At 68.8% G+C, this 12,180-nt stretch carries 12 protein-coding genes; 9 read left to right on the top strand and 3 right to left on the bottom strand.

The window, feature by feature from the left end; translation table 11 throughout:
* Positions 1–2: 2 nt before the first annotated feature.
* Positions 3–401 carry a nuclear transport factor 2 family protein gene (locus SGRAN_RS01350; RefSeq protein ID WP_067180063.1) on the bottom strand — a complete coding sequence of 133 codons (399 nt, stop codon included), beginning with the start codon at positions 399–401 and terminating at the stop codon, positions 3–5.
* Positions 398–1,096: a dienelactone hydrolase family protein gene (locus SGRAN_RS01345; protein ID WP_067112600.1), complete on the bottom strand. Its 699-nt coding sequence runs from the start codon at positions 1,094–1,096 to the stop codon at positions 398–400. The genes SGRAN_RS01350 and SGRAN_RS01345 overlap by 4 nt, the downstream gene beginning before the upstream one ends.
* Positions 1,097–1,215: 119 nt before the next feature.
* Here SGRAN_RS01345 and SGRAN_RS01340 point away from each other — a divergent pair, with 119 nt between their 5' ends.
* The 6 genes from SGRAN_RS01340 to SGRAN_RS01315 all read left to right on the top strand — a co-directional run bounded on the left by SGRAN_RS01340 (position 1,216) and on the right by SGRAN_RS01315 (position 7,176).
* Positions 1,216–1,512: a DUF6489 family protein gene (locus tag SGRAN_RS01340; RefSeq protein ID WP_067180060.1), complete on the top strand. Its 297-nt coding sequence runs from the start codon at positions 1,216–1,218 to the stop codon at positions 1,510–1,512.
* Between the two features lie 23 nt (positions 1,513–1,535).
* Positions 1,536–2,840, top strand: coding sequence for a tRNA uridine-5-carboxymethylaminomethyl(34) synthesis GTPase MnmE (gene mnmE, locus SGRAN_RS01335; RefSeq protein ID WP_311880707.1), 1,305 nt, complete (start codon positions 1,536–1,538; stop codon positions 2,838–2,840).
* Between the two features lie 78 nt (positions 2,841–2,918).
* Entirely contained in the window at positions 2,919–4,781 is a 1,863-nt protein-coding gene (mnmG, locus tag SGRAN_RS01330; RefSeq protein WP_067180054.1) for a tRNA uridine-5-carboxymethylaminomethyl(34) synthesis enzyme MnmG, read from the top strand.
* Positions 4,778–5,443, top strand: a complete 666-nt coding sequence (gene rsmG / locus SGRAN_RS01325; RefSeq protein ID WP_082737033.1) for a 16S rRNA (guanine(527)-N(7))-methyltransferase RsmG — start codon at positions 4,778–4,780, stop codon at positions 5,441–5,443. Before mnmG ends, rsmG begins: the two co-directional genes overlap by 4 nt.
* Positions 5,440–6,222 carry a ParA family protein gene (locus SGRAN_RS01320; protein ID WP_067180050.1) on the top strand — a complete coding sequence of 261 codons (783 nt, stop codon included), beginning with the start codon at positions 5,440–5,442 and terminating at the stop codon, positions 6,220–6,222. Before rsmG ends, SGRAN_RS01320 begins: the two co-directional genes overlap by 4 nt.
* Positions 6,223–7,176: a ParB/RepB/Spo0J family partition protein gene (locus SGRAN_RS01315; protein ID WP_067180046.1), complete on the top strand. Its 954-nt coding sequence runs from the start codon at positions 6,223–6,225 to the stop codon at positions 7,174–7,176.
* A gap of 25 nt (positions 7,177–7,201) precedes the next feature.
* On the opposite strand, the gene SGRAN_RS01310 is transcribed toward SGRAN_RS01315, so the two are convergent.
* Complete coding sequence (locus SGRAN_RS01310; protein WP_237233677.1) at positions 7,202–7,612, bottom strand: hypothetical protein; 411 nt, start codon at positions 7,610–7,612, stop codon at positions 7,202–7,204.
* A 175-nt stretch (positions 7,613–7,787) separates the two neighbouring features.
* Here SGRAN_RS01310 and SGRAN_RS01305 point away from each other — a divergent pair, with 175 nt between their 5' ends.
* From SGRAN_RS01305 to SGRAN_RS01295, 3 genes are all read left to right on the top strand, one after another.
* On the top strand, positions 7,788–8,285 hold the full coding sequence (locus SGRAN_RS01305) for a DUF4402 domain-containing protein (RefSeq protein WP_067180043.1): 498 nt from the start codon (positions 7,788–7,790) through the stop codon (positions 8,283–8,285).
* 207 nt (positions 8,286–8,492) lie between these two features.
* Positions 8,493–9,314 carry a fimbrial biogenesis chaperone gene (locus SGRAN_RS01300; protein WP_067180039.1) on the top strand — a complete coding sequence of 274 codons (822 nt, stop codon included), beginning with the start codon at positions 8,493–8,495 and terminating at the stop codon, positions 9,312–9,314.
* 33 nt (positions 9,315–9,347) lie between these two features.
* Positions 9,348–12,095, top strand: coding sequence for an MSCRAMM family protein (locus SGRAN_RS01295; RefSeq protein WP_067180036.1), 2,748 nt, complete (start codon positions 9,348–9,350; stop codon positions 12,093–12,095).
* Positions 12,096–12,180 lie beyond the last annotated feature (85 nt).

Below are 12,180 nucleotides of genomic sequence, written 5' to 3'. Positions count from 1 at the left end.
GATCAGCCCGCCTGCGCGGCGAGCATCGCGGCCATTTTCTCCCATACCTTGTTGATGGCCTTGAGCGGACGGACCATCACCTTGAAATCCTGTATCTTTCCTTCGTCGTTCCAGCGGATGATGTCGACGCCGTTGATATGGATGCCGTCGAGTTCGCTCGCAAACTCGAGGCAGGCCTGATCGCCGTCGACGATTTCGCGCAGATAGCGGAAATGCTCGCCGCCGAGCACGTGGCTGGCGGCGTGCAGATAGGCGAAAACCTTGTCGCGGCCCTGCTGCGGCGTGTGGACGACCGGCGAATGGAACACCGCATCCTCGGCGAGCAGGTCGCGCAGCGCCTGCGGGTCGCCGCCGCCCGCCATATAGGCGTGCCAGGCGGCGAGCCCCGTAGGACCGCTCATGCCAGGGCCTCGGCGAAAAAGGCGCGGGTGCGCGCGTCGGCCTGCCCGGCGCCCTCGGCGTCGCGGCGATTGCCGCTGGTGGCGGCGAACCCATGGTCGAGACCGGGATAGTCGTGGAGCGTCACCTTGGGATGCGGGTCGAGCGCTTCGTGAATCTTCTGCTGCGCCTCGGGGCCGACGAAATGGTCGGCGGTCGGGATATGCAGCATCAGCGGGTTCGAGATCGCGTGGCTTTCGTTCAGCATCGTGTCGATCATCACGCCATAATAGCCGACCGACGCGTCGATATCGGTGCGCGCGGCTGCCATATAGGCGAGCCGGCCGCCCAGGCAGAAACCGACGCAGCCGACCTTGTCGACGCCCTGGTCGCGCAGCCAGCGGATCGTCGCCTCGATGTCCTTGACCCCGTCGTCGGCGTCATACTGGCCGAAATAGCCGAGCGCCTGCTGAAATTCGGGCTCGACGTCGGGATCGAGTTCGACCCCGGGGGCGAAGCGCCAGAAGATGTCGGGTGCGATGGCGAGATAGCCGAGCGCGGCCCAGTCGTCGACCTTCTGCCGGATGCCGCCGTTGACGCCGAAAATCTCCGGAATCACGATGATGGCGCGCGAGCTTTCGGCGTCGGGGCGCGCGATATAGGCGGGAATCCGGCCCTCGCCGTCGAGCGCGGGGATTTCGGTGTTGGTTGCGGACATGGGAGGTCTCCTGACTCTTGCTTCTTGCCGGTGAAGAGGCGAAGCTAGCGGTCGCGGCAGCGCGGCTCAAGCCAAAGCGCGGCTTTCGGGCGGGAGACACTTTCGGTGGGAGACGGGCGATGAAGTTCAATATCGAGGTGGATTGCACGCCCGAAGAGGCGCGACGCCTGTTCGGGCTCCCCGATCTCGAACCGCTGCACGATATTTATCTGAGCCGTGTCAAGGAGTTGATGGCCAAGGGCATCACCCCCGAAATGGTGCAGGCGATGGTCAAGAGCTGGGTGCCGATGGGCGAATCGGGCCTGGGACTCGTCCAGTCGCTGCTCGGCCAGTTCGGCGGCGGGTTGATGGGGGCTGGCGCGAAGCCCGCGCCTAAGGCCGATCCGGACAAGACGGGCGGGGGACGCAAGAGCTGATCGACCCCGAAGCGAACGACACGATCTTTGCGCTGTCGAGCGGGATGCCGCCGGCGGCCATCGGCGTCGTGCGCCTCAGTGGGCCGCGGGCGGGCGCGGCTCTGGAGGCTCTGGCGGGGCGATTGCCCGCGCCGCGCCGCGCGTCGCTGGCGCTTCTTCGCGACCGCGCGGGCGGCCCGCTCGATCGGGCGCTGATCCTGTGGTTTCCGGGCCCCGCCACCGCGACGGGCGAGGATCTGGCCGAACTGCACCTACACGGCGGGCGCGGGGTGATTGCCGCGGTCGAGGCGGCACTGGCTGCGCTGCCCGGCCTGCGCCGCGCCGAACCGGGCGAATTCACCCGTCGCGCCTTTCTCAACGGCCGGATCGATCTGGCCGAGGCCGAGGGGCTCGCCGATCTGCTCGCCGCCGAGACCGAAAGCCAGCGCGTCCAGGCGCTGGAGATGGCGAGCGGGCACGTGTCGCGCGCGGTCGAGGACTGGCAGGCGCGGCTGCTCGCCCTGATGGCGGGCGCCGAGGCCGAGCTCAACTTCTCGGATGAAGACGATGTCGACGATGGCGATGCGACCGCGCATCGCCTGACCGAAGCGATGGCGACGCTGGCGGCGGACCTGAGTGCGTGGCTTGCCCGTCCGGCGGCGGAGGTGATCGCCGAGGGTCTGTCGGTGGTGATCGCCGGACCGCCCAATGCCGGGAAATCGACGCTTATCAATGCCTTGGCGCAAAGAGAGCTGGCGATCGTGTCGCCGGTGGCGGGCACGACGCGCGACGTGATCGAAACGCCGCTCGCGCTCGACGGCATCGCGATGCGCTTTTCCGATACGGCTGGGCTGCGCGGCGCAGGGGCCGATGCGATCGAGGCGATCGGCATCGACCGTGCGCGTGCCGCGGTCGATGCCGCGGACATTCTGCTATGGCTCGGGCCGCCGAAGGATGCGCCCGATCATCCGCGCTGCATCCTGATTGCGGCGCAGGTGGATTGCTGGCGCGGCGATGCGGCCGCCGAAGCCGATGCGGCGCGTTGCGACGTCGTCCTGTCGGCCGCCACGGGCGAGGGGATGGAGGCGCTTCACCGGCATATCGTCGAAATGGCGCGCACCCTGCTTCCGCGCGAAGGCGAAGCGGCGCTGCGCCAGCGCCAGCGCGCGGCACTTGCCGAAGCGAGGAACTGGCTGACGATCGATACGGCGTCGCGCGAGGCGGGCGACCTCATCCTGCTGGCGGAACGGTTGCGCCTCGCGGCGGCGGCGCTCGACCGCATCACCGGGCGCGCCGGCGTCGAGGAGATGCTCGACACGCTGTTCGGCCGTTTCTGCATCGGCAAATAATGTTCCACGTGGAACAAGAAGCGGAAATGAGACGCCGATGGATTTGAACTTCGCTTTCCGCTAAAAGCCGCGACGATCATGGACAGCAGCAGCAATTTCGATGTCATCGTCGTCGGCGGTGGGCATGCCGGGACTGAGGCCGCCGCCGCCGCGGCGCGGCTCGGCGCGCGGGTGGCACTGGTCAGCTTCGACCCGGCGCTGATCGGCACCATGTCGTGCAACCCGGCGATCGGCGGTCTCGGCAAGGGCCATCTGATGCGCGAGGTCGATGCGCTCGATGGCTGGATGGCGCGCGCCGCCGATGCGGCGGCCATCCATTATCGCATGCTCAACGCCTCGAAGGGGGCGGCGGTGCAGGGGCCGCGCATCCAGGCGGACCGCGCGCGCTATCGCGCTGCGATCCAGAGCTTCCTCGCGGCCGAGGCCGGCATCACCGTCGTTTCGGGCGAAGCGGCGGCGCTGGTTCGGTCGAGCGACGGATCGCGGGTCACAGGGCTCGAACTCGGCGACGGATCGGTGCTCGCCGCGCGGGACGTCGTTCTGGCGACGGGCACTTTTCTCGGCGGGCGCCTGTTTCGCGGCGAGGAGCAGAGCGAAGGCGGTCGTGTCGGCGAAGCGGGCGCGCATCGGCTCGCCGAACAGCTCCGGGGTGCCGGCCTGCCGATGGCGCGACTCAAGACCGGGACGCCGCCGCGACTCGATGGACGGACGATCGATTGGGCTAGGCTCGAAGAACAGCCTTCCGACGATGGCGAATGGACCTGTTCCACGTGGAACAGGGGCCGGACGGTTCCGCAGATATTCTGCGCGATCACCCGGACCAACGCGGCGACGCATCGGATCATCGCCGAGAATCTGCATCGCTCGCCGCTGTTCACCGGCGCGATCGGCGCCAAGGGTCCGCGCTATTGTCCGTCGATCGAGGACAAGATTCACCGCTTTGCCGATCGCGACGGGCACCAGGTGTTTCTGGAGCCCGAGGGGCTCGACACGCCCCTCGTTTATCCGAACGGGGTATCGACATCGCTTCCCGCCGAAATCCAGCTCGCGCTGTTGCGGACGATGGAGGGGCTTGAGCGGGTCGAGATGACCGTGCCGGGCTATGCGGTCGAATATGATCATATCGATCCGCGCGCGCTCGACCGGACGTTGCAGGTCCGCGGCATCGACGGCCTCTATTGCGCCGGCCAGATCAACGGCACGACCGGCTATGAGGAAGCCGCGGCGCAGGGATTGGTTGCCGGCGCCAACGCCGCGCTGGCTGCGCAGGACCGCGACCCGCTGATCCTCGACCGTGCCGAATCCTACATCGGGGTGATGGTCGACGATCTGGTGCTTCAGGGCGTGACCGAACCCTATCGGATGCTGACCGCGCGCGCCGAATACCGGCTCCGGCTGCGCGCCGACAACGCCGCGACGCGCCTGACGCCGAAGGGAATCGATCTGGGGCTGGTGCGCGCGGAAACCGCGCAACTGTTCGAAGCGCGCATGGCGGAGCGTCGGCGCGCCGAACAGCTGCTCGACGAGCCGGTGGCGACGGCGGATTATCACGCGCTCGGAATCGCCATTCCGGGCGATGGCGTCGGCCGCAAGCGAATCGACCTGCTGCGCTTCCCCGGCGTCACGATGGCCACGCTTGGCGATCTGGCGCCCGAACTGGCGGGGATCGATCCGCCAATTCTCGCGGAACTCGCCGAGGACGTGCATTATGCCCCCTATATCGCGCGGCAGGAAAGCGAGCTGCGCGCATTGGCCGCGAACGAGGCGATCCTGCTCGATCCGGCGCTCGATTATGCGGCCATCGGCGGCCTCTCGCGCGAGATGGTCGAGCGGCTGTCGCTGGCACGGCCCGAGACGCTGGGACAGGCGGCGCGCATCGACGGCGTGACGCCGGCGGCGCTCACCGCCATTCTGGTGCACAGTCGCCGCCAGGCCGCGTGAGGAACGAAACGCCATCGCTGCTCGTCGACGGCGAGCAGGCGCGTGCCTGGCTCGACGCGGTTTTTTCTCCATCGGCGCGGCAATGGGAGCGGCTGGAGCGCTTCGCCACGATGCTGGTCGCGGAGAATGACCGGCAGAATCTGATCGCTGCTTCGACGATTCCGTCGCTGTGGGTCCGGCATATCGCCGATAGCGCGCAACTGCTTGCCTTCGATCGCGAGGGGGAAGGCCAGTGGATCGACCTTGGCAGCGGGCCGGGCCTGCCCGGCCTCGTCGTCGCGATTCTCAGCGAGCGGCCGATGTTGCTGGTCGAGTCGCGCAAGCGGCGCTGCGCCTTTCTGCGCGATGTGGCCGAAGCGCTCGATCTGGCGCATGTCGAGGTGGCCGAAGCGCGTCTCGAAGCGGTCGCGACGCGCCCGGCGGCGACGATCAGCGCTCGCGCGTTCGCTCCGCTCGACCGATTGATCGCGCTGTCCACGCGTTTTTCCACCGCAAACACGCGCTGGCTGCTGCCAAAAGGGCGAAATGCGGTTAAGGAACTGGCGTTGCTCCCGTCGGCGTGGCAGAGAATGTTCCACGTGGAACAGAGCCTGACCGATGCCGACAGCCGAATATTGGTCGGCGCCGGAGCAATCGGCGCAAGACAGCGAGGGAAGCGATGATCCGGATCGCCGTGGCGAACCAGAAGGGTGGGGTCGGCAAGACGACGACCGCGATCAACCTCGCGACCGCGTTGGCGGCGACTGGCTGGCGCACGCTCATCATCGACCTCGATCCGCAGGGCAATGCGTCGACCGGGCTGGGGATCAGTCAGGCGCAACGCGAATGCTCGAGCTACGAACTGCTGCGCGGCGACGCGGCGCTGGCCGAATGCGCGGTGCGCACCGCGGTGCCGCGGCTCGACATCGTTCCCGCGACGGTCGATCTGTCGGGGGCCGAGATCGAGCTGATCGAATTTGGCGACCGGCTGCATCGCTTGCAGCAGGCGCTGTCGAGCGCCGAGGCCGGGCAATGGGACATCTGTCTGATCGACTGTCCGCCGTCGCTCGGCATGCTGACGCTCAACGCGCTGATCGCCGCCGAGTCGCTGATCGTGCCGCTGCAATGCGAATTCTTCGCGCTCGAGGGGCTGAGCCAGCTGCTCACCACGGTCGAGCGCGTGCGCGGGCGGTTCAATCCGCAACTCTCGATCATCGGCGTCGCGCTGACCATGTTCGACCGGCGCAACCGGCTGACCGATCAGGTGTCGGACGATGTCCGCGAATGTCTGGGCCCCGTGGTGTTCGAAACCGTCATCCCTCGCAATGTGCGCCTGTCGGAGGCGCCGAGCCACGGGCTCCCGGCGCTGATCTACGATCATCGCTGCGCGGGTTCGGCCGCCTATATCGCGCTGGCGCGCGAGCTGATCGACCGCCTTCCCAACATTCGCAAGGCCGCTTAAATGACGGAAAAGAAAGAGGAAACCGGACAGGTCCCGGCGCGCAAGCGGCCCTCGGGGCTGGGGCGCGGGCTGAATGCGCTGTTCGGCGATGCTGCGGTCGAAGCGCCGGTGCTCGCGGCGCCCGGCGCGGCGGCGCGGGCGGCGCCGATGTCGGGCGACGCGGTCCAGCAGATCCCGGTGGGCTCGATTCGCCCGCTTCCGGGCCAGCCGCGGCGGCATTTCGACGAGGCGGCGATCGTCGAGCTTGCCGAATCGATCGCCGCGCGCGGCCTGCTCCAGCCGATCATCGTGCGGCGGGCGCCCGATGGGCAGGGGTATCAGCTCGTCGCGGGCGAACGGCGCTGGCGTGCGGCGCAGCGCGCCGGCCTGCATCAGATACCGGCGCTGGTGCGCGACCTCGACGATGCCGCGACCTACGAGATCGCGCTCGTCGAGAATATCCAGCGGCAGGACCTCAACGCGATCGAAGAGGCGAGCGCCTACCGCAAGCTGATCGAGGATTTCGGGCACAGCCAGGACGCGCTCGCGAAGCTGGTCGGCAAGTCGCGCAGCCATGTCGCGAATCTGATGCGGCTGCTCGATCTGCCCGCGGCGGTGCAGGATTTGGTCGGCGGCGGCGCGCTGTCGATGGGGCACGCGCGCGCGCTGATCGGCGCGGACAATGCCGAGGGCATCGCGCGCAAGGTGGTGAAGGACGGCCTGTCGGTACGCGCGGTCGAGGCGCTGGTGCGCGAGGCGAAGGGCGGCGGGCGCAAGGCGCCGCTCGAATATAAGAGCATGGATGGCGCGCGCGATCCGGACATCGTCGCGGTCGAACGGCATCTGTCCGAACTGCTCGGCATCGGCGTGGCGATCCATTATGCGGGGGGCGGCAAGGGCGCGCTGACGCTGAAATTCGCGTCGCTCGACCAGCTCGACATGATCTGCCAGCGCCTGTCGGGCGAGGCGATCTGAAGGCGCGTCCGCCGGAACTTCCGGATTATCCGCCCGGCGGGTCGATCCAGCGTTCGTCCCATTTGCGCCCGATCTCGTTGGGAACGGGCTTCATGCCGGTCGGATAGGCTTCGATCGGGTCCTGATCGGGCGCGACCGGCGGTTTCGGGGCGCGCAGGATTCCAGCCCTGGTCAGATGATAGACATAGGCCTTTTCATGATCGGTGACGGGCGTCTCCTTGCCCCAGGCGACGTCCTGGAACTGGCGCTGAGCGGCGCTTTTCGGGCGCCTTTCGCGCTTTCGCAGCGCGTCGTAGAAGCGCAGATACCGGCTCAGCAGCCGTTCGTAGAGAGCGATTTCCTCCTGCGAAGGCACGGTCGGAATTCCCGCATCGCGCGGCTTCCGCGGTTCGAGTCGCGGAAAACCGCCATGGATCGACACCGTCGCACTTATCATATCCGGCCGGCCGGGTGAACGGTGCAGCGCCGCGGCGCAACGCGTTTGCTGCCAATCCCTTCCGCACCGTTAACCATGGTCGTTGAGCAAAGCCTGAACGGGTGATCCGCTAAAGGGGGCGGCGAATGGGGTGGGATTTCCATTCGACTATCGACTGTTCAAGGGACCAAATCATATGCGCACCATTGGAATGAAGCGCGCCCTCGCCGGCGTCGCTATTGCTGCCCTCGCGATGAACGCCCAGGCGGCGCAGGCCGCTTCGGCCACGGGACAGGCCAAGGCCAAGATCCTTCGCCAGATCCAGCTCACCGCCGGCAGCCCGCTCGACTTCGGGACGATCATCAGCGGTTCGACCGCCTCGACCGTCGCGATGACGACCGCGGGGACGCGGACCTGCGGTTCGGGGCTGTCCTGCCCGGGCACCGGCACCGCCGGCAGCTTCGACATTCAGGGCACGAACGGCGCCGTCGTGACGGTATCGGGCGATTCGAGCGTGACGCTCAACGGCTCGATCAGCGGCACGATGACCGCGGCGCTCACCTATTCGGCGAACACGGTCACGCTCGGCGCGAGCGGCGGCAACTTCCAGGTCGGCGGCACGCTGAACGTCGGCGCCAACCAGGCGTCGGGCGACTATGCCGGCACCTATAATGTGACCGTCAACTACCAGTAACGGCGTCTGCAGGCGGCCCCCAGCGGCCGCCGATCCGAAGGGCCGCGTGGGGCATCAGCCTCGCGTGGCCCTTTCCGCATGCGCCGAACCCGCGCCCGTGCCCGGCCGTCATGGTTAGCGAAATATCAACCATCGTGGCGCAAAGCCGGATGCGACCAGACGGTGCGGTGGGGACTGCGCCGGACAACGATTGTGGGGATCGTATCCATGCTGCGCCTTTTCGGGCCATTCCTGTGCCTTTTCATGGCGGCCTTCGCGCTGCCCGCGACGCCCGCTCTTGCGGCGGGCGACCTGCTCGTCGCACCGACGCGGCTCATCCTCGACGGCTCGCGCGGGGCCGAGGTCGTGCTCAACAATATCGGCAGCGAGCCCGCGACCTATCGCATCAGCCTCGAGGTCAAGCGAATGGCCGCCGACGGCGGACTCGACGAGATCGCCGAGGCGGAAGCGACGCCGGCGGAAAAGGCCGCGCTCGCGATGATCGCCTTCAGCCCGCGCCGCGTTGTCCTGCCGCCGAACCAGCCGCAGGTCATCCGCGTCGGCGTCCGCGTGCCCGAGGGCACGCCGCCCGGCGAATATCGTGCGCACATGCTGTTCCGCGCCGTGCCCGAAAGCGTCGCCGCGACCGCGCCGAAGGCGGCGGGCGAAAGCGTGTCGATCGCGATCACGCCGATCTACGGCATCACCATTCCGGTGATCGTCCGCATCGGCGATCTGGAGGCATCGGCGACCATCGGCGATGCCCGGATCGGCGAGACCCGCGACGGTCCCGCGTTCGAATTCGATCTGACGCGCTCGGGCACGCGGTCGGTCTATGGCGACATCGAGGTGACCCGGCGAGGCGAACCGCAGCCGCTGCTCGTCGCGCGCGGAATCGCCGTCTATCCCGAGGTCGATGCGCGCACCGTGTCGCTGCGCATCCCGCCCGACCTCGCGGCGCAGCTTCGGGGCTCGGTGCATATCCGCTACACCGAGGATCGCGAGATCGGCGGCGCGACGATCGACGCGGCCGACCGGGTGGTGCGATAGGGCGGACCGGCCGCCGGTTCGGCGGATCGAGCCATGTTCACGCGCGCCCTGACGCGATGGCGGCCGGCGATCCTCGCGCTGCTCGCGCTGGTCGGATGCACGCCCGCCGCGGCGCGTGCCGCCGAAGACGGCGGGGTCGCGGCCGTGTCCGACGGCTGGGTGCCGAACGAGGACGACAGCTGGCTGTTCGACCTGCGCTCGGGCGCCTACAGGCTCGGCGGCGGCGTGCGCGGTTATCAGACGCCACAGGGGATCTGCGTCGATCTCGGCGACATGGTGCTCGCGCTCGACCTGTCGCTGCGTATCGATCGCAAGTTGCGCCGCGCAACCGGCTGGGTGTTCGACGAGCGGCGCACGCTGACCATCGACCGCGAGGCGGGGGAGGTGCGCGCGGGCAGCCAGCGCCTGCGGATCGCTCCGGGTGCGATCCGCGACACCGCGGCAGGGTGGTGCGTCGATCTGGAGAGCCTCGACACCTGGCTCGGCCTGCCGATCGCCGCCGACCTGTCGAACGCGGTGCTGCGCATCGACGCCGCGGAAAAGCTGCCGTTCCAGCTCGCCGCCGAGCGGCGCGCCCGCGCGGCCGCGCTCCGGCCGCAAGTGTCGTTCGATCTCGCGAGCCTGCCGCAGGCGCGCCGCCCGTACCGCGCATGGACCCCGCCGTCGGTCGATGTCGTCGCCTCGGCCGGTGCCGTCGCCGACCGGCGGGGCGGCTCGCACGTCCAGGCGCGCTACGAGGTTTTCGCCGCTGTCGAGGCGCTCGGGCACAGCGTCGATGCGCGCCTGTCGTCGGACAATCGCGGCGTTCCCGACAGCCTCCGCCTGCGCCTCTATCGCACCGATCCGGAGGGGCGGTTGCTCGGACCGCTCCGGGCGACCCATTATGCGGTTGGCGACGTCGGGCTCCTGTCGACCGGACTCGTCGCGCAATCGGCGCCGGGGCGCGGTGCGGTGATCACCAATCGTCCGGTCGAGCGTCCCGACAGCTTCGACCGGACCGATTTTCGCGGCGATCTGCCGGCCGGATGGGATGCGGAGCTCTACCGCAACGGCCAGCTGCTCGCCTTTGCGACCCCCGGTGCGGACGGCCGCTACGAATTCCTCGATATACCGCTGCAATATGGCTCGAATCGCTTCGAGATCATATTGTACGGCCCGCAGGGCCAGATTCGGCGTGAGATCAAGCAGTTGCAGGTCGGCATCGACTCGATTCCGCCGCGGCGGACCTGGTATTGGGCGGGGATTGCGCAGGAAAACGCCGACCTCGTCGAATTCGGCGGACATCATGCGACCTTTCGCCGCGGCTGGCGTGGCACGCTGGGGCTCGAGCGCGGCCTCGACGCGCGCACCTCGGTCGCCGCCTATGCACACAGTCTGATGATCGAGAATGTCCGACGGACCTATGGCGAGGTCGCGCTGCGCCGCGCGATCGGCCCGACGCTGGTCGAGGTCGCGGGCGCCTATGCCGGGGATGGCGGATCGGCGGCGCGCGCCAGCTGGCTCGCCGCCTTCGGCGAAACCTATGTGCGCGCGGATGCGATGCGCGGGTGGGGCGGTTTCGTCTCGGATCGGTTCGCCGGGTCCGTCAGGGGCCTGTACCAGCTCTCGCTCGACCAGGCGGTGGCGCTGGGGCGGACGGTGCTGCCCCTCCACGTCGATGCGCGGCAGGTCGACCGCTGGACGGGCGTCTCGAGTCTCGAGGCGACCGCGCGCGTCTCGGCCAATCTGCGCGCGATCAGCCTGACCGGCCAACTCGACTGGGTCCGCAGCCATAACCCCTTCGGCACGGACCCGCCCGACAATCTCGGCGCGACCCTGCTCGCCAACGCCCGGATCGGGCGCATCCGCCTGCGCGGCGAGGCGCGCGTGGCGCTGGCGGGCGACAACGACGCCGCGCGCATGGCGCTGATCGGCGAGTGGGCGGGCAAGGGCGATGCCGAGTGGCGGGGCGAGTTCGGCTATGATCGCGGCTACGACCGGGTGCGGGCCGGGATCGGTTACACGCGGCGCTTCCGGCGTTTCCAGCTTTCGGGGTTCGGCGAGGTGGCGAGCGACGGGTCGGTGGCGGCGTCGCTGTCGCTCGCTTTCAGCTTCGGTCCGAAACCGGACGGCGGCTGGCGGCTGTCGAGCGAAAAGCTGGCGAGCCGCGGGCAGGTGCTCGCCGATATCTTCCTCGACGACAATGGCGACGGGGTGCGCCAGCCGGGCGAGAGCGCGATGGCCGGCGTGCCGCTGACCGCGGGCCGGGTCCACGCCGATGCCGCGACCGACGCGGCGGGGCAGGCGATGATCGACGGGCTCGAACCCTTCCGTCCGGTGATGATCGGGATCGATGCCGGCAGCCTGCCCGACCCCTATGTCCAGTCGGCGCTGCCCGGCATCGTCGTGACGCCGCGTCCCGGCGTTGCCACGCGCGTCACGCTGCCGATGGTCGCGGCGGGGGAGATCGAAGGCATGGCGCTGCGCGACGGCGGCCAGGCGATCGAGGGGCTGGGCCTCGAACTGATCGATGCCGAAGGGCGCGTGCGCGCGACGACGCTCAGCGAGTTCGACGGCTATTTCCTGTTCGAAGGGGTTCCCTATGGCCGCTACACGGTCCGGCTCGATCGGACATCGGCCGCCGCGCTGCGTCTCGACCCCGGTTTTGCGATTTTCGCCTCCCCTGACAGGGCGGCCCCGCGCGTGCGGCTCGGCCCATTGGCGCTGAAGCTGCTGCCTCGCGCATTGGCAGGGCCCGGCGCGGCCGCGCCGGACGGCGAGGCCAGCGACGGATCGCCCTGATCATCTGAATTTGAAGTTCGCCACATCGATTTCGTCATCGCGGGCTTGACCCGGGCTTCCGCTTTTCTTCCGTCCGTACACGAAA

It is taken from the genome of Sphingopyxis granuli (assembly GCF_001559015.1).
GTDB lineage: Bacteria > Pseudomonadota > Alphaproteobacteria > Sphingomonadales > Sphingomonadaceae > Sphingopyxis > Sphingopyxis granuli.
This window is presented reverse-complemented; position numbering and strand designations above follow the sequence as displayed.